Genomic DNA, 22,664 nt, shown 5'->3' with positions numbered 1-22,664 from the left:
TACTCTCCTATCTAATTTTTTGATAATATGAATAGGTTGAAAAGTTTTCTAGCCATTCAGGCTCATCAACAATTTGGTGTTTCCATCTGTCAATCTTCTCATCATGCAAACTGTTATAGAGTGCAGGACTCGTCTCAGCAGGATTTGATCTTAACAGAGTAAAAAAACTTCCATCAAACGTGCGAGTACCAATATCAACGATATATGTTCTACCAGGTTCCAAGGATTGAAGAAACCAATTGTTAGTCATAGGAGGAAGTTCAACCTCAAACGTTCGATGAGCATTGTGGCCGAAGAAATCAATATCCGTTACGTCATAAATCTTTAGTACTGAAGGAAGTTCTTCCCAATTTGTGCGAAAATGATGTTCAGCCATCTGTTTTGTTGATTCAGAAAAACTCCAATAAACATACAAGCTATCAGGGGTCCTTGGCATCAGATGAACATTAGCCTCTTCATATTCAAAAGGCATCGTCCACTTCTCTTCTTTAAGAACGGGCTGAGATGGAAGTTCATGGTGCGATGGTGTTTGCTGCTGCCGGTATTTGTTCCAGCGATACTGAACCTTTCCTAAAGACATGTTCATTCTTTGAGCGATCTCTTGAAGGGTTAAGCCGTTCTCCTTTAGTTTGACAATATCTTCGATCAAGTTCATCACCTCATCCTAATTAATTATTCTATGAAATGTTTATTTATTACCATATTTTTTATAATCGTATCACTGGATATTTTTATATACAATGTGTCAAAAAAGTCGAAAAATGGCGCTTCCTTATCCCACTTGAGATTTCCGAATATGTAAAGTTTTTGTAACCGGTTTATCTCTCTGATAATTCTGTCTATTTGACAAAGTAAGACAAAAAACGTCGTTTTCATTTCCCTCATTTTCATGCCAGTATGGATTTAAATGAGAAAATAGTCGAATTGTAGCAATTTGTGTAAACTTTTGCGAAAAACCCTATACCACAGCAGAATACTATGTTATAAAAGTAAAGGGTATAGCTTTAAATTAGGGAGGATATTATGGAGTTTGCTATTTTTGGATTGTTACTAGTTGGTGTTATTCTTTTGATTCTTTCCTTTAGAAAAAACAAGGAAGCGTCAGTTGAAACACAGCTCGAGAACTTTACTATTCAGTTAATGAAAGAGATCTATCAAATAAAAAAGAAATTAAAAGTTCTTGAAGATGAAATGATGATTAATGATAAGAACTAATTTGTGAGGGGTAATGAGTATGACAAGCAAAAACCTTCGCGGATTTTCAGCAGGTATTATCCTTTCAACAGGAATTTTGGCTGGTTTTTATTATACGGCTGATGCTGATAAAACTTCTGAACTAACAGAAGAATCGGTAGCTCAATATCTTTCTGAAAAAGGCGAATTAGCAATTTCAAAGGAAGAGTATACTTCACTTAAAGACACTGAAACCGTTGCGGCTCCGGTTGCAAAAGAAGAACCTAAAACCGCGCCTCAAAAAGAGGAAGAAAAGGTGTATCAGATGACTTTAACAATCACTCAAGGAATGAGTACTGGAGAAGTATGTGATCTTCTACAAAAAGAAAACATCATTAAGAATAGCGATGAATTCTTAAAATATTTGCGTACGAACAATTTAGAAGGTGCAGTAAGAGCTGAATCTCATCAAGTAAACAGCAAGATGAGTTTCGATGAGATCGCTAAAGAAATCACAAGTTCATAATTCTACATAATAGTTTTCGTAAACTTTGTTGCTTTTGAAAGTTTGATTTCCGTTCCAGGCTGCTCGCTTTCCAATGGGCAGGCGGTGAGCGGTACGTTTCACTCTTAAGTGTCTCACCTGCCCGCCTGTCTTGTAGGAGTCTTACACCTTGCACTACAATCAATTGTTAAAGGTGACAAGGAGTTCAAAGCAACAATCTTTTATAAAAGAGCGGTAAAAAAAAGCGAGCACTGAAGTGATCAGTGCTCGCTTTTTTTATTTGTTTAATCGTTTAAACCGTATCTTTTTCCTTTTACTAAAAAGATAATACTCTCTGCAATATTTGTAGCGTGGTCAGCAGTACGTTCAATATACCTGCACACAAACAGAAGCTGACTGATCTGAGAAAGATGTTCAGGATTTTTTGTCATAAGCTCTAATAGTTCTTTAATGATTTTCCCGTATGTTTCATCTACTTCATCATCAAGTTCCGCTAGTTGCTTCGCTAGAGCTACATCTTCTTCCACATAGGCTTTTGTAGCTGTTGTAAGCATAGCGATCGCATGATGTGCCATCTTTGGAAGCTCTTCTAATGGTTTGATGAGCTCTTGTTTTCCAATTCGAATGGTAGACTTCGCAATATTAACGGCAAAGTCAGCCATTCTTTCAATATCAGACGAGATTTTGATAGCAGCAATGATTCGTCTAAGGTCAGATGCTACAGGTGCTTGTTTAGCGATCAATAGAATGGCCATGTCGTTGATTTCATCTTCAAGGACATTGATTCGATTATCATTTTCAATAATCTGTAGGGCTTTATCGAGATCTTGATTCTTTAATGCTTCAACAGAAAGCTCTAATGCTTCCTCTGCCAATTTAGAAATCTGTACGATCGCTTGTTTCATCTCTTCTAACTGAAGCTGAAAATTTTCACGAACAACCATTTATCTCACTCCTATTTCTTTAATTAACCGAATCGTCCTGTAATATAATCTTCTGTCCGCTTATCCGCTGGATTTGAGAACAATGTGCTCGTATCTGTATATTCCACAACTTCTCCATTAAGGAAGAAAGCGGTGCGATCTGAAATACGAGCTGCTTGTTGCATGTTATGTGTCACAATAACAATGCTATAGTCTTTCTTAAGCTCTTGCACGAGCTCTTCCACTTTTAAAGTAGAAATCGGATCTAAAGCAGAAGTAGGTTCATCCATAAGAATAACATCTGGTTCGATCGCTAAGCATCTTGCAATACATAGACGCTGTTGCTGACCACCTGATAAACCATATGCGTTCTCATGCAGACGGTCTTTTACTTCGTCCCAGATCGCGGCACCTCTTAAGCTTTTCTCAACTACCTCATCTAATACTTTTTTATTCTTGATCCCGTGAATACGTGGTCCATAAGCTACGTTTTCATAAATAGACTTAGGAAACGGATTTGGTTTTTGGAACACCATACCAACTTGTGTACGAAGTTCTTCTACGCCGTATTTAGAATCAAAAATATTCTTGTCTCTATAAACAATTTCCCCGGACATACGGACGATCGGAACCATTTCCACCATTCTGTTCAGCGTTTTAATAAATGTCGACTTACCGCACCCTGATGGTCCGATGATGGCAGTAACCTGCTTTTCAGGAATATCAAATTTAATATCTTTTAAAGCATGATCCTGTCCGTACCACAAGTTTAAATTATTGATCTTAAAAACAGGTGTGAAATCCTGTTCTTTTTCATTTTTTTGAACCATTTGTTTGTTGATTGTAATATCCATTTTCTCGTCCTCCTACTCTCTATTAGAAGCGTTTATGAAACTTATTTCGGATTAATACTGCGATTGAGTTCATAATCAGCAAGATGATTAACAGAATGATGATTCCACTTGCTGCAATCATATGAAACTCTTCTTGCGGTCTGCTCGTCCAGTTATAAAGCTGTATCGGTAATACAGTGAACTGCGAGAATATGTTTTCTGGAACAAACGCTACATAAGCTAATGCACCTAATACTAATAGTGGTGCAGTCTCTCCTACAGCACGTGATAAAGCAAGAATCGTTCCTGTCAAAATTCCGGGAAGTGCTGCTGGAAACACGATTCTTCTGATCGTCTGCCATTTTGTCGCACCCATTCCGAAAGAAGCTTCTCGAATCTCTCTCGGCACGGTTCGGATCGCTTCTTGTGAAGCAACAACGATTACAGGAAGAATTAGAAGACTCATCGTCAAACCACCTGCAAGTACACTTGATCCTAAGCCAAGTAGACGAACGAAGATTGTTAGACCTAACAATCCGAATACGATCGATGGAACACCAGCTAAATTAGAAATATTAATCTGAACAAATTTTGTAAAAGCGTTCTTTTTCGCGTATTCTTCAAGATAAATTGCGGTTCCTACACCAAGAATAAAAGAAACGGGTGCAGTTACTGCCATTACCCAGATGGTACCGAGCAGCGCAGCCCATATACCAGCACGTTCAGGCATTCGGGATGCAAAGTTCGTAATAAAATCTAAACTTAGATAGGGTAAACCTTCTGATAAGATTCTGTAGATCAAAACTCCTAGTACGAGTAAAGAAAAACACGTTGCCAGTATAAAAAGGAATTTAGCAAGCCCGTTTGCTGCTAATCTCGTTCCCATTCTTTTTTTAACAGATTCTTTATTGATTAATGCCATTAGTATTCCTCCCTAAACTTGCGGGAAATGAATTGAGCAAGTAGATTCATGATTAATGTAAATACGAACAAAGTCATACCTACTGCATAAATACTGTAATAGATCGTCGTACCATAGCCCGTATCTCCTTGGCTGACCTGAACGATATAAGCTGTCATCGTTTGGATAGACTCCGTTACATTAATATCTGCAGTTGGTCTAGAACCACCAGCAATGGTAACGATCATCGTTTCACCAATCGCTCTAGAAATCCCTAGTACGAATGATGCAATAACTCCTGAAAGTGCTGCCGGAAGTACCACTTTCATCGCTACTTCAAAGCGTGTTGCACCAAGAGCCAACGCACCTTCTCTCATAGAGTTTGGTACGGCATTCATCGCATCTTCAGACAATGATGCGATCATAGGGATAATCATGATTCCTACTACAATTCCGGGACTTAGTGCGTTAAAGATTGAAATTCCACCTGGAATGATCTTATCCAATAAAGGTGTAACGAATGTGAGAGCAAAGAATCCATAAACAATCGTAGGAATTCCAGCTAGCACTTCTAAAATAGGTTTAATAACTTTTCTCGTTTTTGCAGATGCATATTCACTTAAATAGATAGCTGCAGCAAGACCGATCGGGATAGCCACAACCATAGCAATCGCTGTTACGGTCAATGTCCCCATGATAAGAGCAATGATCCCAAAGTCAGCATGTTCGTCAGATGCAAAAGGAAACCATCTAGTATTGGTGAAAAATTCTACTATTGAGATTCGGTTAAAAAATGTAAAAGTTTCTGTTAACAATGTAAAGACAATACCTATTGTTGTAAAGATAGATATGATTGCACAGATTAAAAAGAGTTTTGGAACAACCTTTTCCATTACCGCTGATTGACTTCTTGAAGACTTATTCTCCTGAATCATAGAGCGGATTGATTTTTGGTTTGATTTATCTCTGGACACCAATAAGACCTCCTATAATTCGACAATACTAAACAGGTGAAAAGGTGAGGAGATTTCTCACTCCTCACCCTGATATATGATTCTTATTCCTTTACTTCAATAAAGGACAATTATTTACCTGCAAGCTCATCTAGCTTTTTCATTTGCTCTTCGTATTTTTCCTTTGGAAGAGAAACGTATCCGATTGTATCAGAAGAAGCAAGTTCACCTGAGTTTTCAAGAGCAAATTTCACATATTCATACACTGCTTCGTTATCTTTCAAAGATTTGTTATTAACATAAGTGAACAATGGGCGAGAAAGTGGTGCGTATTCTCCAGATTCAATCGTTTCTGGTGTTGGTTCAACTGGTCCGTTACCACCATCGATTGGAACAGCTTTGATTTTATCTTTGTTTGCTTGGTAATATGCATATCCAAAGAATCCGATTGCATCTTTAGAACCTGTTACACCTTGTACTAGTACGTTATCATCTTCAGAAAGCTGTGCGTCACGACGCATTGGTTTTTCTTCAAGGATTACTTCATCGAAGTAGTCATACGTTCCAGAGTCAGTACCCGGAGAGAAGACTTCGATTTTTTTCTTTGGCCATCCTTCACGAACGTCAGCCCATGTCTTAGCTGGGTTTTCTTCTAAGAAAATCTTCTTTAATTCATCTAGAGTAAGGTGATCAATAAAGTCGTTTTCTTTTGAAACAACTACTGAAAGACCATCTTTCGCAAGTTCAAATTCTGTATACTCAACGCCTTTATCTTCAGCTGCTTTTTTCTCTTCATCTTTAATCGGACGAGAAGCGTTAGCAAGATCTAATTCTCCACGAACGAACTTTTCAAATCCTCCACCCGTTCCAGAAACTCCTACAGGTGCTTGTACTTCAGGATTTGTAGCTTGGAACTCTTCAGAAACAGCTTCCATGATCGGGAATACTGTGGAAGATCCATCAATTTTTATCTTTCCGCTAAGATCTCCGCCGCCAGCTGCTCCATCTTCACTCTTGTTTCCACATGCTGCTGCGAAAACTAGGATTAGCGACATTACTGCCAAAAGGTACACAGACTTCATTTTCTTCATCTTGATAGGTCCCCCTAAAATATGATTATTTCGTCTTATCATGTTAGAGAAGTTTTTCTCAGGTCATGACCCCTTTTTAAAAGCTTGTTTCTTTCTTACATGTTCTACAATAAACCTCCAATGTGAAGTACGTTTTAATGAATTGTAAAGGTATTGTTAAGACTGGTTTATCCATGAATATGTTCTTAGTCTTTGCTATCGGATTTAAACTATACAAAAAAAGAACCACGCCAATTAGCGTGATTCTTCTTGTTTTTCTTCTATAGGATCTGGTTTAGTTGGAATTCCTTCTTTTTTCATAGCGAAGTAAGCATCCAGAGCTCCTTCAGCTATTTCACTATTCGTATTTCCTTCTTTAATATCGGGAACGACAACAGCAAATGCTACTTCTGGATTTTCATAAGGGGCATAACCGATTAACGTTTTGTTAACGATTCCGGTAGCTTTATCGATCTCAGCTGTCCCTGTTTTTCCTGCTGGGTTATAATCCTTGTTCTTAAACTTCCAAGCTGCGGTACCGTTATTGCCATGCATCACTTCATAAAATCCTTTTTGTACAACCTTAATCTGACTCGGTGACATCTCAATCTTGTTTAACACATTAGGCTCAAAACGGTACTGAAGTTTTCCAAGTTTATTGGGATCAACGGATGGCTCTCTCACCTCTTTCAAGAGGTGCGGTTGCATCCTTAACCCGCCGTTTGCAATGGTTGAAACATATTGAGCCATCTGCATCGGTGTGTACGTATCAAACTGTCCGATAGAGAAGAACATGGCTTGGGAGAGTTCACGGCTCATGCCTGTATTATACCCGGTCGCTTCAGATGGAAGGTCAATTCCAGTTGGGACACCAAGTCCGAACTGGCTATATGAGTTCCTTAAGATTTCAAACGCTTCTTGAACTTTATTTTCATTAAATCGCTTGTTTGAATAATCATATCCTGCGAGTTTCATGGCAATATGCCACATGTATACGTTAGATGAGCGTTCTAACGCTTCTACAGCATCAACTGGTCCCATACTTTCGTGTGATTTCAAAGATCTTCCATCTCCAAAAGTGAGTGGTGCATCATTTATCACGGTATTTGGTGAAACGACACCTTGTTGTAAGCCTGTAAGTACGGTAGCTCCTTTAACGGTCGAGCCCATCGCATAAGAATGATAAACGTTACCAAAGGGAATGTCTTTAAACTTTCCTGTCTTTCGGTCATATTCTTTTGCGGCCATTGAAAGGATTGCACCCGTATTCGGATCCATCATTACTACATAGGCACTGTCTAATTTACTGTTGTCGTATGCGTTTTTACCTCGGATCGCGTCTTTTAATTTATCTTCAATGACTTTCTCGACTTCTTGTTGAAGTCTCATGTCTACTGTTAATACAAGATCGCTACCTCTTGCTCCCTCTTCCTCAACTGGATCTCCTACTGGGTTTCCTTTTTTATCAGTTACGTATTTAATCTTCGTTTTCGTACCGCGGAGCAATGATTCGTATTGTTCTTCAAGAAAACTCGTTCCGACCATATCATTACGATCGTTTCCTCGAGAAGTATAATAGTCCATTCTTGATTTCGGAATTTGTTTTACTTGGCCAAATATATCACGGAATGAATTATTAAATGGATAAGAACGTTCAGCATCCGGCTTAATATCCACACCTTCTAACTCAGGTAAGTGTTCACTGACGGTCGCAATCTCTTTTTCGGTCGCACCAATCTTTATACGCTGTGGAGATAGTGTATAGCCTCGGTCCATCTCACTTTTTATAGCCAGCACTTCAAGTTCTTTTTCAGAAAATGAGTTAATATCCTCTTCTGTTACTTTTTCTAGCATAAGATCGTATAGCTCTTCCGGAGGTGTATCTTTCTTTTCCTCTTTCGAGATTCTTGATTCAACTTGCTTTTCGTTCAAAAAAATAAAATAGTCTTTTTTGTCTCGCTCCGTCAACTCTTCTGTTCCTTTTTCGATGAGATCTGCAAGCTTCTGTGCCAACTTATGTCTTTCATCAACATCTGCTTCTTGTGTTCTCGTATATGTAATAGAGAAAACTGGTTCATTATCAACAACTACGCGGTAATTAGCATCAAGCATCTTTCCACGCGGAGCATCCAATTTCGTTGTAACATTTTCTGTTAAATAGGCTGTACGCTGATATTCCTCTCCTTTAACAATCTGTACATAGCCAAGACGGAGAACTAGAACAGAAAAGAGAAAAAAGACAGAGATAAATAAGGCATTGATACGAATCGGAACATGATTTTTTTTCTTTTTATCTTTTGTTTTCATAATATTGTAAATCTCCCTTTAAAACAGCACAGACACCTTAAAAAAGGTGTCTAATGTGAACCGGTAATTATATCTACATAATAATAGTATCCTTACCAAGGTAATTATGTCAAAAGATAATCATTGTTTATTTGTGTTGTTACCATCTTGTTGAGTCTCAGCGATCTCAATCGTTTTTGAAGAGTTAAATGTGGGGAACGAAACTTTTCTTAAACAAAAATAAATCATAAAGTGTCCAGCACCTAGAATAGGAAGTAACAATGGAATGCCTTTTTCTTCAGATAGAAGGTGTACTACGATGATAAACGTAAGAATAGAAACGATTCTTCCTGCATTTAGATACATCTCACGAACAACGATATATTCAATCCTTTTTTCGTGTATACCACGGCATTTTCCAATAATATCGTAAGTTAATGACACATAAGGCACTAACAACAAAGGATAAGCGATCGATACTGATACTCCATATATAATGAGAAGTGTAAATGAAATAGGAAATAGCAGCATGAATGGGGATACGAATAAGAGCAGCCCTCCTCCAAATATCGCCTTCATACGATTTTTGGGATTCAAGTAATGGGATACACAATAATATCCGATAAACGAAACAAAAGATTGGATGAAACCATACGTTCCAAGAGCAAATTCACTTTTAGAAGCGGTGTAAACCCAAATGACGATTAAGAAAATAAAAGTACCTTCGCGAAATCCTTGAAAAAAGTGTGCTCTTAATAGTTGCAACCAAGCTTTATCGTGCTTACGTTCTTGCAAAACTTTTCTGATACCGTACACACCGTCTGCTGTTCTCCTCTTTAAAAAAAAACTGATGACAACGGCTATCAAAAATAAAGCCATCGAAATACTGAATATGGTTTCATACCCCAGATGTTTGTCCATCCTAGTAATGATATAACCTGCACTCAGTGGTCCGATCATTCCTGATATTGAATTTAAAACACCTAAATATCCATTAAAAAAGTCTCGAGTCTCGGGTTCTGTAACCTCAAGAGTCAGAACATTAAACGCGAGCCAGTAAAATCCCAACCCGAATCCTAACATGGCTCCTAATAAAATGATGTAGTTACTTGCCATCGAACCCATCAAAAGGACTCCTATATAAAACAAAGCAAGGATGAAAACTCCAATCCTTAATACGATGACGCGATCGATCTTTTTAGCAAACCAACCAGCAAAATAGAACGCTATTGGCTGCATTACAACAATAGAAAGGTTATAACAGGCAATATCGGTGATCTTTCCCGATTGTTTCCACAGAAATATGTTAACAAATGTATTAGATAGAGCCGTACTTAACGTAAACAATCCACCTACAAATAACAGTAAAAACAAATCCCTAGGGTATTGGTCGGTATCCATGATTTTTTTGAATCTCATGTTTTCGCCCCCTTACATTTCGTCGTTAGTGTCTTTCAAGACGATAGGAGCTATTCACTTTTAAAGAAATTGGATTTTATTGCAAAGTTGTTTTCATATACTTTGATGTTCATTAAAAGTAGTTGATCTCCACTCTCAGTTGACTATAGGTCGCATAGTAAGTGAAAAAGAAACATTCAAAAGCAACAAATTTTTTAAACAACAAGTTTTTGCAAAGAAGGAGTGAACGAATTTGTTTGAGTATTGGATATATGATCTTGTTGATGAACAACTCTTGATTCAAACCTTACAGAGTTCTAAGGATAAAAATACAGATCAGCGTCTACTTTGGTACTTTCAATCCAAAAATGTATTTGTTGTTCAGTCCACTGTACCCTTTGGTGATGGCAACTTCACCCTAGATGAATTACTAGTATCATTATCTGATCATTATGAAATTCACGATAAAGGCATAATAAAAAGCCACTGGCATGCCAGTGGCTTAGTTACTTAATTATTTTGCTTCGTTGTAACGCTTTTCAACTTCATCCCAGTTTACAACGTTCCAGAACGCTGAAATGTAATCAGGACGCTTGTTTTGATATTTTAAATAATAAGCGTGCTCCCACACATCAAGTCCAAGGATAGGTGTCTTCCCGTCCATAACCGGAGTATCTTGGTTTGGAGTGCTTGTTACTTCAAGCTCTCCATTGTTTACTACTAGCCAAGCCCAACCAGAACCGAATCTAGTCTTCCCAGCGTTTGCAAACTCTTCTTTAAATGCATCAAGACTTCCAAATTTGTTGTTGATCTTGTCAGCAAGTTCGCCTGAAGGTGTGTTCGCTCCACCTGGTGCGATTACTTCCCAGAATAAGCTGTGGTTCGCGTGTCCACCGCCATTGTTTCTAACAGCGTTTTGAATGCTTTGCGGAAGAGCATCTAAATTAGTTAAAAGATCCTCTAAGCTTTTGTTCTCGAATTCAGCTTGTCCTTCAAGAGCAGCGTTTAAGTTATCAACGTATGTTTTGTGGTGGCGACCGTGGTGGATCTCCATTGTTTCTTTGTCAATATGCGGTTCAAGTGCACTTGTTTCATAAGGTAATGCAGGCAGTTCAAATTTAGCCATGTTCATTTCCTCCTCATAATATGTAAAATTTTTTATGTTCATTTTCAAGAGTTACTTGAAAAGTGAAACCAGTTAATCAACTTTCTTGTTTAGAAAGTATTCAACATGTTTACCTTATCAAATTTAGAATGAACTTTCAATTCTTAAACACTGTACCCTTTTTAAACATAAAAAAACCTTACGACACGCTTATCGTAAGGTTGATGTTATATGTATGGTGGCTCGAGACGGAATCGAACCGCCGACACGAGGATTTTCAGTCCTCTGCTCTACCGACTGAGCTATCGAGCCAATATGTAATGGAGGAGGTAGAGGGATTCGAACCCCCGCGGGTCGTTAAACCCCTGTCGGTTTTCAAGACCGATCCCTTCAGCCGGACTTGGGTATACCTCCTCGATTATGGTGGACCCTGTAGGACTCGAACCTACGACCAATCGGTTATGAGCCGACCGCTCTGACCAACTGAGCTAAGGGTCCATTGGAAAAACTTATGTAAATATTATGGGGCGGACGAGGGGAATCGAACCCCCGAATGTCGGAACCACAATCCGATGCGTTAACCACTTCGCCACGACCGCCATCGTGAGTAAAAAAACATTTTGGTAGCGGCGGAGGGAGTCGAACCCACGACCTCACGGGTATGAACCGTACGCTCTAGCCAGCTGAGCTACACCGCCAAAATGGCTCCACAGGTAGGACTCGAACCTACGACCGATCGGTTAACAGCCGATAGCTCTACCACTGAGCTACTGTGGAATAACGTCTTAACGTTTGTTAAGGACAAGAACTACTATAGCACGATGTTTCATTTAAAGTCAATAACATTTTTAAAATTCATCTAAACGAACACTTGTGCTTTTTCAGAACAAAAATAATATAGCATGGTGGTACATAATTAGCAAGAGCGTATTATAAGACTTGGAAATAAAAATAACCAATCATAATGGCTTGCGTAAGCACTTTTATAAGTGTGGTACCGACAAAGGCAAGAACAGTCCCTATCCCTATTGATACAGCGGCTTTAAGTCCTTTCTTTTGAAAAAGAAGCTCTGCTAATACTGCGCCTATAAATGGCCCGATCAAGATCCCTGCGACCGGTATAACAAATGGTCCTGCGATCAAACCGATCGTACTTCCCCATAGAGCTGCCTTTGACCCGCCTTTTTTCTTCACTGCGTATGCATTTCCTACATAGTCAATGACAAATAAACTGATAAACAATAACACTTGAACAATGATGAAGAATGGTGTGAAAGGTTCGAACGAAAACGCAAATCCATAGATGATAAAGCCTGCCGCAAGAAATAATACACCCGGTAAGATGGGATAGATTAACGCTACAAAGCTAATGGCAAAAGCTAGACCGATGATGATCCAATATAAAATATCCATATGTACTTCTCCTTTATATTCTAAAAACACTAACTAAAAAACCAAGAGGCTAAAAAGCCTCTTGGTTTCATTTTACTTCTCTAATACTGCTTCTGCAATGTTAACAGCATGGTCGCCTATTCTTTCAAGGTTGCTGATGATATCAACGAAGACGATACCAGCATTTCCATCACACTGGCCTTCATTCATACGCATGATGTGTTGCTTACGAAGTGTACGCTCCATCTTATCGATTTTGTCTTCTAAGCTTAAGACTTCCTTAGCAAGTTCAACATTACCTTCTTCAAGTGCCTTAACCGCTTTATCAACAGTAGAAACTGTTAACGTAAACATTTCATCAAGGTCCTTTTTGGCCGTATCTGTTAAACGTACATTGTTTCGTAATTGATAGTCCACAAGCTCAATAATATTCTCCATATGATCTCCGATACGCTCTATATCACGAGAAGTATCTAATAGCATCGAGTGTTCGTTCGATTCTTGTGGAGTTAATGGATGAGCAGACAATTTGACCAAGTATGCCGTGATTTGGCGATCTAAGTTGTTAATCGCTTCTTCATATTGCAAGGCTAGGTCTGCATTCTTCTTATCTTTTTCGTTCAAATATGTGATCGCTTCTTTTAATCCGTTCTGTGAATAGTTAGCCATTCGAATGATCTCTTGTTTCGCTTGTCTAATCGCTAATGATGGCGCTGTTTCTAAGACGATTTCATCGAGATGTTTTGCTTTGTATTCAATGAGAACATCTTCGCCTTTTATTAACTTTGTAACGATGTAAGCTAATGCTCCAATAAACCAGAATTGGATAAGAACATTCGTCACATTAAATGTTCCATGCGCAAAGGCTATCTGCATAGCAGGCTCTAAATCTAACTTTGTTGATAGAAATTCAATATAGTGTCTGAATGGAACAAGTAAGATTAAGAAGATTAATGTTCCAAGTAAGTTAAAGATAACATGTGTCAGAGCAGCACGTCTTGCTGCAACAGTCGTACCGATCGCCGCAAGTATAGCTGTGATCGTTGTTCCGACATTATCACCGAACAACACAGGCAGTGCAGCTTTAAGATCAATCATATCTTGAGAGTAAAGTTCTTGTAGAATCCCGATTGTTGCACTTGATGATTGTACGATTACCGTAAATAAGGTCCCAATTACTACACCAAGGATCGGATTATCACTCATAGAAACAGTTAAATCTTGAAATGATTGAAGACTGCGTAGTGGCTTCATACCATCTCCCATTAGTTCAAGACCTAGGAATAGTGCTCCAAAACCGAATGTGATCTGTCCAAAATAATTGTATTTAGGATTCTTAAAGAAGAATATTAAGATCGAACCAACTGCAATGATTGGCAGTGCGTACTCTCCTACATCGATACCGATGATAAATGATGTAATCGTAGTACCGATATTGGCACCCATGATGACACCAATAGCCTGGCGTAATGTTAAGAAACCAGCATTCACTAGTCCTACAGTAAGAACAGTCGTACCCGAACTACTTTGAATTAATACTGTTACGAATATCCCCGCTAAAACTCCCATAAAAGGATTTGTTGTTAATTTATCAAGTATTTCTCGTAATCGGTCTCCTGCAGAGTTTTGAAGGCCATCTCCCATGTACTTAATACCAAATAAGAAGATCCCCAGTCCTCCGATAAATTGAAATAACATTTCTTGATAATTCAATGTTTACAGCTCCTTATTAACTATCTTTTATCAACCTACGCCATTATCTCTATTTGTATTGTTTGTGTAAATAAAAATAGAGCATTTGTAACATTACCTTTACAATTGAAGCATATTGTCGAAAGTTCTTGGTTCATGTAAACTAATTATGCTAACAATTAAAGGAGCTTCTCACATGAAATTACATATTCGCTTTGTTAAAAGTTTGTGGTCATTCAAATCTATCGCAAACTTCCGTTTCTTAGGGGTCGGTAGTACCATCATGTATGTTTTATTGTTGACACTGTTATGTATGATACCTGTTTTTAGCTTATTTTTAGTGAGCCTTATGTCTAAAAATAATCCTTTGAACAATTTTGAGAGTTATGGTTTGAATCCTGATCAAATGCAGAATTTCGCATCAACATTGGATGGCGTTTTCCCAATCATTGTAGCTGTCATATATATAGTGATGTATGTTCTCTTTTCAGGAATCTTATTTTCTGGCGCTTCTATACTAGCTGCTTTCGTTCTTCCTGTTGCAAAGCTCCTCAAGAGAAGACAGTCATACAGACATCTTTGGGTACTATCTTGTTACTCCATCACCATTCCATCGGTATTACTAACGTTCCTTTTCTTTGTAAACGTACATATCCCCTATTCATTTTTGTGGTTTTGGGTGTTAGCTTTTCTCATTTGTGTTCTCTCTATAACCAAGATTCCGAGAAAAAAATAAAAAAGCGGCTTTCCGCCGCTTTTTTTTAAGTTCTATTTAAACAGTGATCTGATCGCATCAATGATAGCCATAAAGAAATCAATTATCTTTTGGAAGAAAGACTGCGTTTCCTCATCTTTTAAGAAATCCCCTAGATTATTACTGATGTCCTTTAAGCCATTTTGAACTTGATCCCAATCTATATTTAGATCTTTCATCTTATTGAACAACGCAAGCAACCCGTTTAGTTCTTCTTGTGTCAGTTCAATCCCCATGTCTTTCGCGACTTTTTCAATCAAAGCACGCAGATCTTCTTCTGATTGTACCGGGTTTTTCGCAATTTCTTCTTTGACACGTGTCATCAGCTCAGTGGCTTCTTTCGTTCCGATTCTCTCACCAAGTTCTGCAGTCTTTACCATCTCTTCATTCGCAACTTGTTTTTGAGCTTCTGGAATCTCAATCTGCGCTGTAGACTCGTACGCTTTTATGATACCTGTTAAAGCAGCTGTTCCTGAAACTTTAAATGGTGCTGTTACATAGATCTCCGCATCTGTCACACCTGCAGTTGTTAAAGCGTTCATATACATTTCTTCTGTTACCCAATTGATATTATTTGTCTTGACCGACAACCCTTGGTCTTTATCACCAATTGTAATCTTTGTCGACGAGATCGCTTTTGATCCGATTTGCGCTTTAGAAATATAGTTACCTAAGTATTGATGTTCTTCTTCGTTTGTAACAACCACAGATTCTACATCAGCAGGAACGTCCATTTCTTTTAAAAGTTCGTTTTTTTGTTCTTCTGTTAAGTTCTCACCTAACGTAACGATAATGTCGCCAGGTACAGCATCAGCATACATTGTTAATGGAGCAATAAATAGCGCTGCAGTCATTATAGATAGCAGAGCAAGGATTTTCGTTTTTTTCATTACTTTCACCTCTCCAATCGGTACAACTACAAAGATACGCAGAAATTCAATTTTTCTGTCCTTCCGCCTTTCCATTTTACACCATGCTCAAGAAAGAAGTCACTTTAAACTTGTCATAAAGAAAATGGACAAGCATATAGTAACATATGCGAAAGGAGAGGGATTTTTATGAAACGATTCATAAGGGTTTGTGTGATCATGCTTGTTTTATATGTGGTAGCTTATGATCTGAAAATCGGGACACTCCCTCAATCAAGTCCTGCCAACGCAGAAATACATACAGAAAAGAAACAAGATAAGAACAAACAAACTTTCAAAACGTATGAAGTAACACCTGGAGATACGTTAATTTCTGTTGTAGAGAAACTTAATTCTAATAAAAATTATTCCATTGTATCCATGATCAAAGATTTCAAATCATTAAACCCTGGAGTCAATCCAGAGAGTATACAATTAGGTAAATCCTACAAATTCCCTTTATATTCTAAGTGAGTGAGATAACATTACTTGTCAAAACAAAATGTTCCCTGCTAAAATGAACTGATGATAGGACAGAATAATACTGTCAATTTGAAAAAAGGAGCGATTCACCGATGAGTGAAATCACCCACCGTTCTAAAACAAGACCTGTAAAAGTAGGAAACTTAACAATAGGTGGTACTGATCAGGTTATTGTACAAAGTATGACAACAACAAAGACACATGATGTTGAGGCTACAGTAGCTGAAATTTTACGTTTGGAAGAAGCGGGCTGCCAAGTGGTACGTGTTGCATGTCCTGATATGCGAGCGGCAGAAGCAATCGCAGACATAAAGAAGAGAATTAATATTCCACTAGTTGTAGACATTCATTTTGATTATAAGCTTGCGCTGAAAGCCATCGAAGGTGGAGCAGACAAGATTAGAATCAATCCTGGTAATATCGGTCGTCGCGAAAAGGTTGAAGCTGTAGTAAAAGCTGCAAAAGCTAAAGGAATTCCGATTCGAATCGGCGTTAACGCGGGCTCACTTGAGAAGAAATATCTTGAGAAGTACGGTTATCCTACTGCCGATGGTATGGTCGAGAGTGCTCTGCACCACATTAAAATTCTAGAAGATCTTGATTTTCATGATATTATCGTTTCCATGAAAGCATCTGATGTTAACCTGGCTATCGAAGCTTATGAAAAAGCTGCAAAAACCTTTGATTATCCTTTACACCTTGGGATCACAGAATCAGGTACACTTTTTGCGGGTACTGTAAAAAGTGCTGCAGGACTAGGTGCTATCCTTCATAAAGGAATTGGTAACACTGTTCGTATCTCGCTAAGCGCAGACCCTGTTGAAGAAGTTAAGGTTGCACGCGAACTATTGAAATCTTTCGGCCTTCTTTCCGATGCTGCCACATTGATTTCTTGTCCGACTTGCGGCCGTATCGAGATCGATCTTATCTCAATCGCTAACGAAGTTGAGGAATATATCTCGAACGTACGTGCACCGATCAAAGTTGCTGTACTCGGTTGTGCTGTAAACGGACCTGGAGAGGCTCGTGAAGCGGATATCGGAATTGCTGGAGCTCGTGGTGAAGGATTGTTATTCCGCCACGGAGAAATCATAAGGAAGATTCCAGAAGATCAGTTATTAGATGAACTTAAGAAAGAAGTCGACATTTTAGCAAAAGCACATGAAGAGAAGTTAAAAGCTGAAGCTGCAGCTCAGCAAGTATAAATTTTAAAAAGCTCCCATCTTTGGGAGCTTTTTTCTATATCTAGAATCGATCTTTGCTTTTTCAAAATACTGTTTTCGTATACATTGGTGTTTCCTGAAAGTAGTTGATTTCCGCTCCAGGTTGCACGCTTTCCATGGGGCGAACGGTGAGCTTCCTGTCTAGTTGCAGTGACTAGCACGTCGAGGTCAAAAGGTAAACGGTCTTTGAAGAGCAAAGTACCCCTTCTAAGTCCATTTACCTTTTTGCTTGTCGTGGCTAAACGATTCACTTAAAAGGGTAACGAACGAATGTGGCTCACCGCCTGCCCCGCGGAAAGCGAGCATCTGAAACGGAAATCAATTACTTCTTCAAGCTACAAAGCCTACTCAAACTGTTTTTTAAAACGCCATATTCCATAAAAAAGAAGAAGCGGTTAGCTTCTCCTTTGCTCCTTTTTCCTTTAAAAGAATGGTGCAAAAAACAACGAAATGATAATTGATACGACTCCTATTCCGATCGCCCAATTACCAAGCGAATGTGCACCTTGTCTTCTGGCAATGAATCCGACTATAATACCCGCTGCCCCAAACAACACAGGAAGTATGAACAAAGATAAAACAGATAGGATGATTGCGATGATTCCAGTCGCTTTACCTCCAGCTCTTTCCTGTGAATCTTCGTGCTCATGTCTGTGATCGTCTCGATCTGAATAACGAGGTCTCTCGTTCTCAGGTAACGTCATATCACTTCTTACAGGAACCGGTACAGCCTCTGCAGCCATCTCTTCACGAAATGCTGCTTCGTTATTTATAGTACGTTCATCTCTTTCGTATGCCATGATGATTCCCCCTCTTATCGTGTTAAGGAGCGTTCTTATTATGGCTTTAAAGTAACATTTTCATAGATGTTAGTTTATGGGCATTGAAAAAGAGGCCCGCTTTTGGCCTCTTTGTTTAATGTTTTGCTTTAAACGTATGACAACATGTTTCAGCTGTATCGTGAGCAGCATCTTTATGAGCTGCATCACCATGGAGGCTACCGTCTGCACTCATGTCAATAGACATATTTGCATGCTTGTCGATCTCAACAAGAATGGCATCTGCTACACAATTGTTACCTTCCCCCCAATACGTACAATTTGATACATTACATTTTACTTCAGGCATAAAAAAACCTCCTTTCACCTTAGCTTGGCTAAATAAAAGGAGATACATACTTGAATACATATAAAAAGTTTAACTTTTGCATGTTTCACAATAACCATAGATCTCAAACTTATGACCCGTGACATCAAAACCGTTCAATTCACTGTCTAACACTTCCATCGGGCACGTATGAATAGACTTCGTACTTCCACATGTAAGGCAGATTAAGTGATGATGATGTTCATTATGTGAACACGTAAACCGAAACTTCTTCTCACCTTCCCACTCTGTTTCTTCAAGTAATTCTAATTCGACGAAGGTGGTTAAATTTCGATAGATCGTATCAAAGCTAAGCCCAGGGTACTTGTCCTTAAGTGCTTCTTGGACTTCCTTAGCTGTAAGATATCTCTTTTCACGAGCAAATAATGAAAGAAGATCTTTTCTTTTTTCCGTATACTTATAACCTTTCTTCTTTAAAAGCTCCATTGCTTGTTCAATTGTCATCGCAAATTTCACAAGTGACCCACCTTTCTGGAACCTGTAAATTTTTTATAAAAAATACTTAAGCACAAAATGACAACCAAGCATAAAACAATCGTTCCGCCTGATGCAAGGTCTAGGTAGTATGACAGAAACATGCCAGAGATTACTGATATCTCACCAAAAAGAACGGAGAGCCAAATCGCCTGTTTAAATCCTTTTGCGATCCGTATGCTTGCAGCAACGGGTAATGTCATAAGTGCTGATACTAATAGAATGCCTACGATCTTCATAGATGCAGCAATGACTAAAGCTGTTATCGCCATAAAAGCAACCAAGATCCAATTGCTTCGAATTCCAGATAGCTTTCCTTGCTCTTCATCGAAAGATAAGACAAATAATTCTTTGTACATAAAAAACACGAACAAAAGAACAACAACAAGAATAGCAAAAACCGTCCAAACATCTGATCGCTTAACTGCAATAATACTGCCGAAGAGGTAGTTGAACAGATCTGTGTTAAAACCATCTGCCATTGAGATAAAGATGACACTCAGACCGATTCCAGCTGACATGATAATAGGTATAGCAAGCTCCTCATAATGCTTGTACACTTTTCTAAGTTGTTCAATAAATATGGCTCCACCTACCGAGAAAGCCATCCCCATGTAGATGGGATTAGCGGCAGCAAAAAAAGAAGACCATTTTCCTAACAGCAAATTGGCAGCAATACCCGCTAAGGTGATGTGGGACAAAGCATCTGCGATTAACGCTTGCCGTCTTACCACAATAAAAACCCCTAATACAGGAGCAAGTAAACCAACCATAATTCCTGTTAAGAAGGCATTTTGTAAAAATTCATATTTTAAAAACGGTAACATGTGTTCCTCCCCTTACTCGTGACCATGATCATGGTGAAGCACATGAACATGATGACCATAAAAAGCAGACATATTTTCAGAAGAGCTTTCCTCAAACTCTTTCGTATTTCCATGAAAATGGATCTGTTTATTCAAACAAGCTACATCCGTAACATAATTCGTCATGACACCAACATCATGAGTTACTAAAACTAGAGTCATGTTATTCTCACGATGCAGTTCTTTCAGCATCTTATAAAAAGAATCTGATGATTCAGTGTCGACTCCAACGGTAGGCTCATCTAATATCAATAGTTCAGGGTCACTGACTAAAGCTCGCGCAATAAAGATACGCTGTTGCTGACCTCCAGATAACTCACCTATGTTCTGGTGGGCATACTGATCCATGTTCACAGATCTTAGAGCTTCCCACACCTTGTTCTTATCTGAAGCTTTTAAGAATCTAAACAATCCTACTTTACCGAAAAGCCCCATCGATACAACTTCAAACGCTGTTGCCGGAAAAGCTGTATTGAAGCTATTCGCTTTTTGTGAAACATACCCTACTTTGTCCCAGTCATTAAATTTATTTACTTTTTCCCCAAATAGATAAACGTTTCCTTCTTGAGGCTTCTGAAGACCTAATATACATTTGATTAGTGTAGATTTACCTGAACCATTCGGACCTACTAGTCCAAGAAAAGATCCTTTTTTTATCTCCATCGTTACATGCTGGAGAACATTTTTATCGCCATAATGAAACGATAGATCATCTACACGAATGGCTATCGATTCTATATTGTTATTCATGAGTAACCTCCGTGAGAAATTGAAAAATAAGTAGTAATGAGTACGATTTAAACTGTCTCATAGTATACACGAATTATGAACAAAGTAAAACAACATGCTCTGTGAGCATGCTTATACACGTTTTATTCCATTCCTTTTATGAGGTTCCTAACACTGTGCAATAAATCTTTTGGTCTGATGATTTGATCTGCTTCTTTTAGATACTTTGCATCAAGAGTCGTTTCAATAGCTAAGCAATATGCTCCTGCCCCTTTGGCAGATTGTATACCAAGTGGTGCGTTTTCGATAACTAGCCACTCTGATGGCTTGAAGGAATATCGCTCCATAGCTAATAGATAAGGTTCAGGAGATGGTTTCCCTTCTTTTACATCATCTCCAGTAACAATTATATCAAAAGTCACAGGAAGTTTACTTAACACTTCAAAAACAAATTCTTTTCTACTCCCTGTAACGACAGCAATAGGAATCTGCTCCTTACTTAAGGCTTTAAGCGTAGATACAGTTTCTTCTATAAAATCATATTGAGCATGTTTCTTAAAGTAATCTCTTTTTTGTACATATATATCTTCAATCATCTCTTTGTTAACATCAACATTAGAATATTCAAAAACATCTTTTATCGTATTTTTTCCTGGCATTCCTTCTCTTAAGTAAAAGACCAACTCTTCATGATCATAGCCCTTTTTATTGAATGCATGACGCCACGCTTCAACATGGTGACGCATCGTGTCTACAATCACACCATCCATATCAAAACAGACTGCTTTTATATTCATACCTTTTTCCACCTTTATTGCAAACTTCACTCTATGTATTATAAAGCATTGTTTAATAAAAACAAAAAGAAGCTGAATCATTTTCAGCTTCTTCATAATGTTTTATTTTAATCCCTCAATAATGGTTTCTGTATTCCATTCCATCATTTTTTTGTAAGTGTCTCCATCTTTACCAGGCTTACCTAGAGAATCGGTAAACACTTTTCCTTTAATAGGAATTCCTGTTTCTTTTGATACAGTTTCCATACTTCTTGCATCAACACTTGTTTCAACGAACAGAGCTGGAACGTTTCTTTCTTTTAGAAAATCGACCAAGCTCTTAATCTGCTGTGGTGAACCTTGATTTTCAGAATTAATCTCCCAAACATAAGCCGTTTCTATATTGTAGGCTTCTCCAAAATATTTGAATGCACCTTCACTCGTAGTAAGTACACGTTTCTCTTTAGGAATCTTGTTTAATTCTGAAATGGTTTTGTCATGAAGAGCTTTTAGTTCACCAATATATTTTTCAGCGTTACTTTGATAGTACTCTTTGTTTTCTGGATCTTCTTTCATCAATGCATCTCGAATGTTTTCAACATACTTGATTCCATTCTCAATATTCATCCATGCATGTGGATCATATTGTTTTTCAAGACCTTTAGATTCCAGATGAATCGCATCTACCCCTTCACTAACACGGTAAACTGGTGCATCTTTGCCATCTTTATCAGCTGTTTTCATTAGTTTGTCAAACCAAGAATTTCCTTCTTCGAGATTAAGCCCATTATAGAATACTGCATCTGCATCCGTTGTTTTTAAAACATCTTCTGGAAGCGGATCATACTCATGTGGATTCGAACCAATAGGTGCTAAGCTATGAACTTCTACCTTGTCTCCTCCTACATTCTTAACTAAGTCATAGATGATAGAATAAGTAGCTACGACTTTTACCTTTTCTGAATCATTTTCACCAGCACTGCATCCTGTTGCAGCCGCTAATAATGCCCCTGCTAAAAAGAGCTTTGTCATTCTTTTAAACATGCAATCATC

26 protein-coding genes and 6 tRNA genes are annotated in these 22,664 nt (G+C 38.3%); 6 read left to right on the top strand and 26 right to left on the bottom strand.

The features are described from left to right. Positions 1-7: 7 nt before the first annotated feature. Positions 8-655, bottom strand: a complete 648-nt coding sequence (locus IHV12_RS15880) for a DUF4912 domain-containing protein (RefSeq protein ID WP_197191469.1) — start codon at positions 653-655, stop codon at positions 8-10. Positions 656-1,023: 368 nt separating this feature from the next. Here IHV12_RS15880 and IHV12_RS15875 point away from each other — a divergent pair, with 368 nt between their 5' ends. Together IHV12_RS15875 and IHV12_RS15870 are read left to right on the top strand one after the other, a co-directional pair. After that, the gene (locus tag IHV12_RS15875) at positions 1,024-1,215 is read left to right on the top strand and encodes a hypothetical protein (protein WP_066396184.1); all 192 of its coding nucleotides are present in this window, start codon (positions 1,024-1,026) and stop codon (positions 1,213-1,215) included. 19 nt (positions 1,216-1,234) lie between these two features. Beyond that, entirely contained in the window at positions 1,235-1,699 is a 465-nt protein-coding gene (locus IHV12_RS15870) for a hypothetical protein (protein ID WP_197191468.1), read from the top strand. Here IHV12_RS15870 and IHV12_RS22920 read toward each other — a convergent pair. From IHV12_RS22920 to IHV12_RS15835, 8 genes are all read right to left on the bottom strand, one after another. Next, a complete protein-coding gene (locus tag IHV12_RS22920; RefSeq protein ID WP_255552626.1) occupies positions 1,694-1,816 on the bottom strand; it encodes a hypothetical protein in 123 nt (40 codons plus the stop codon). The two genes, IHV12_RS15870 and IHV12_RS22920, sit on opposite strands and share 6 nt — an antisense overlap. A 146-nt stretch (positions 1,817-1,962) precedes the next feature. Next, the gene (phoU, locus tag IHV12_RS15865) at positions 1,963-2,622 is read right to left on the bottom strand and encodes a phosphate signaling complex protein PhoU (protein WP_191753821.1); all 660 of its coding nucleotides are present in this window, start codon (positions 2,620-2,622) and stop codon (positions 1,963-1,965) included. A 23-nt stretch (positions 2,623-2,645) separates the two neighbouring features. Next, a complete protein-coding gene (pstB, locus tag IHV12_RS15860; RefSeq protein ID WP_370568839.1) occupies positions 2,646-3,431 on the bottom strand; it encodes a phosphate ABC transporter ATP-binding protein PstB in 786 nt (261 codons plus the stop codon). Between the two features lie 46 nt (positions 3,432-3,477). Then, on the bottom strand, positions 3,478-4,356 hold the full coding sequence (gene pstA, locus IHV12_RS15855) for a phosphate ABC transporter permease PstA (protein WP_197191467.1): 879 nt from the start codon (positions 4,354-4,356) through the stop codon (positions 3,478-3,480). Next, positions 4,356-5,270, bottom strand: coding sequence for a phosphate ABC transporter permease subunit PstC (gene pstC, locus IHV12_RS15850; protein WP_197131217.1), 915 nt, complete (start codon positions 5,268-5,270; stop codon positions 4,356-4,358). The genes pstA and pstC overlap by 1 nt, the downstream gene beginning before the upstream one ends. A 149-nt stretch (positions 5,271-5,419) precedes the next feature. Beyond that, a complete protein-coding gene (locus tag IHV12_RS15845) occupies positions 5,420-6,379 on the bottom strand; it encodes a PstS family phosphate ABC transporter substrate-binding protein (RefSeq protein ID WP_197131136.1) in 960 nt (319 codons plus the stop codon). Positions 6,380-6,613: 234 nt separating this feature from the next. Beyond that, the gene (locus IHV12_RS15840; protein ID WP_197191466.1) at positions 6,614-8,665 is read right to left on the bottom strand and encodes a penicillin-binding transpeptidase domain-containing protein; all 2,052 of its coding nucleotides are present in this window, start codon (positions 8,663-8,665) and stop codon (positions 6,614-6,616) included. Between the two features lie 120 nt (positions 8,666-8,785). Next, a complete protein-coding gene (locus IHV12_RS15835; RefSeq protein WP_197191465.1) occupies positions 8,786-10,063 on the bottom strand; it encodes an MFS transporter in 1,278 nt (425 codons plus the stop codon). A gap of 232 nt (positions 10,064-10,295) precedes the next feature. Between IHV12_RS15835 and IHV12_RS15830 the strand changes: the two genes are divergently transcribed. Continuing rightward, on the top strand, positions 10,296-10,556 hold the full coding sequence (locus tag IHV12_RS15830; protein ID WP_197133118.1) for a hypothetical protein: 261 nt from the start codon (positions 10,296-10,298) through the stop codon (positions 10,554-10,556). Here IHV12_RS15830 and IHV12_RS15825 read toward each other — a convergent pair whose 3' ends face one another. From IHV12_RS15825 to IHV12_RS15785, 9 genes are all read right to left on the bottom strand, one after another. Beyond that, positions 10,557-11,168, bottom strand: a complete 612-nt coding sequence (locus tag IHV12_RS15825) for a superoxide dismutase (protein WP_197133120.1) — start codon at positions 11,166-11,168, stop codon at positions 10,557-10,559. Positions 11,169-11,383: 215 nt separating this feature from the next. Continuing rightward, a tRNA-Phe gene (locus IHV12_RS15820) sits at positions 11,384-11,459 on the bottom strand. 9 nt (positions 11,460-11,468) lie between these two features. Then, a tRNA-Ser gene (locus tag IHV12_RS15815) sits at positions 11,469-11,561 on the bottom strand. 7 nt (positions 11,562-11,568) lie between these two features. Continuing rightward, positions 11,569-11,645, bottom strand: a tRNA-Ile gene (locus IHV12_RS15810). A gap of 25 nt (positions 11,646-11,670) precedes the next feature. After that, positions 11,671-11,746, bottom strand: a tRNA-His gene (locus IHV12_RS15805). A 22-nt stretch (positions 11,747-11,768) separates the two neighbouring features. After that, positions 11,769-11,845, bottom strand: a tRNA-Met gene (locus tag IHV12_RS15800). Positions 11,846-11,849: 4 nt separating this feature from the next. Next, positions 11,850-11,924: transfer RNA gene (locus IHV12_RS15795), tRNA-Asn, on the bottom strand. Between the two features lie 153 nt (positions 11,925-12,077). After that, complete coding sequence (locus IHV12_RS15790; RefSeq protein ID WP_197133122.1) at positions 12,078-12,560, bottom strand: DUF456 domain-containing protein; 483 nt, start codon at positions 12,558-12,560, stop codon at positions 12,078-12,080. A gap of 72 nt (positions 12,561-12,632) precedes the next feature. After that, complete coding sequence (locus IHV12_RS15785; protein WP_197133413.1) at positions 12,633-14,237, bottom strand: Na/Pi cotransporter family protein; 1,605 nt, start codon at positions 14,235-14,237, stop codon at positions 12,633-12,635. 190 nt (positions 14,238-14,427) lie between these two features. Between IHV12_RS15785 and IHV12_RS15780 the strand changes: the two genes are divergently transcribed. After that, a complete protein-coding gene (locus IHV12_RS15780; RefSeq protein WP_197191464.1) occupies positions 14,428-14,967 on the top strand; it encodes a DUF1189 family protein in 540 nt (179 codons plus the stop codon). 32 nt (positions 14,968-14,999) lie between these two features. Here the strand turns inward: IHV12_RS15780 and IHV12_RS15775 are convergent, their stop codons facing one another. Continuing rightward, positions 15,000-15,875 (bottom strand): DUF1002 domain-containing protein, encoded by an 876-nt coding sequence (locus tag IHV12_RS15775; protein ID WP_197191463.1) that lies wholly within the window; start codon positions 15,873-15,875, stop codon positions 15,000-15,002. Between the two features lie 168 nt (positions 15,876-16,043). On the opposite strand from IHV12_RS15775, the gene IHV12_RS15770 reads away from it, so the two are divergent. Beyond that, entirely contained in the window at positions 16,044-16,367 is a 324-nt protein-coding gene (locus IHV12_RS15770) for a LysM peptidoglycan-binding domain-containing protein (protein WP_197133128.1), read from the top strand. Between the two features lie 101 nt (positions 16,368-16,468). Beyond that, entirely contained in the window at positions 16,469-17,581 is a 1,113-nt protein-coding gene (gene ispG, locus IHV12_RS15765) for a flavodoxin-dependent (E)-4-hydroxy-3-methylbut-2-enyl-diphosphate synthase (RefSeq protein ID WP_197191462.1), read from the top strand. A gap of 440 nt (positions 17,582-18,021) precedes the next feature. Here the strand turns inward: ispG and IHV12_RS15760 are convergent, their stop codons facing one another. From IHV12_RS15760 to IHV12_RS15730, 7 genes are all read right to left on the bottom strand, one after another. Next, positions 18,022-18,399: a DUF4190 domain-containing protein gene (locus tag IHV12_RS15760; RefSeq protein ID WP_197191461.1), complete on the bottom strand. Its 378-nt coding sequence runs from the start codon at positions 18,397-18,399 to the stop codon at positions 18,022-18,024. A gap of 115 nt (positions 18,400-18,514) precedes the next feature. Next, on the bottom strand, positions 18,515-18,727 hold the full coding sequence (locus IHV12_RS15755; RefSeq protein WP_144699038.1) for a DUF1540 domain-containing protein: 213 nt from the start codon (positions 18,725-18,727) through the stop codon (positions 18,515-18,517). Between the two features lie 69 nt (positions 18,728-18,796). Beyond that, on the bottom strand, positions 18,797-19,210 hold the full coding sequence (locus IHV12_RS15750) for a Fur family transcriptional regulator (RefSeq protein ID WP_197133415.1): 414 nt from the start codon (positions 19,208-19,210) through the stop codon (positions 18,797-18,799). 8 nt (positions 19,211-19,218) lie between these two features. Next, the gene (locus IHV12_RS15745) at positions 19,219-20,067 is read right to left on the bottom strand and encodes a metal ABC transporter permease (protein ID WP_197133135.1); all 849 of its coding nucleotides are present in this window, start codon (positions 20,065-20,067) and stop codon (positions 19,219-19,221) included. 12 nt (positions 20,068-20,079) lie between these two features. Further along, the gene (locus IHV12_RS15740; RefSeq protein WP_197133138.1) at positions 20,080-20,856 is read right to left on the bottom strand and encodes a metal ABC transporter ATP-binding protein; all 777 of its coding nucleotides are present in this window, start codon (positions 20,854-20,856) and stop codon (positions 20,080-20,082) included. A 122-nt stretch (positions 20,857-20,978) separates the two neighbouring features. Further along, positions 20,979-21,632, bottom strand: coding sequence for an HAD family hydrolase (locus tag IHV12_RS15735; RefSeq protein WP_197191460.1), 654 nt, complete (start codon positions 21,630-21,632; stop codon positions 20,979-20,981). A 102-nt stretch (positions 21,633-21,734) separates the two neighbouring features. Beyond that, entirely contained in the window at positions 21,735-22,655 is a 921-nt protein-coding gene (locus IHV12_RS15730) for a metal ABC transporter substrate-binding protein (protein WP_305069390.1), read from the bottom strand. Between the last annotated feature and the right edge of the window lie 9 nt (positions 22,656-22,664).

The organism is Fictibacillus sp. 7GRE50, assembly GCF_015903875.1.
GTDB lineage: Bacteria > Bacillota > Bacilli > Bacillales > Fictibacillaceae > Fictibacillus > Fictibacillus phosphorivorans.
This window is presented reverse-complemented; position numbering and strand designations above follow the sequence as displayed.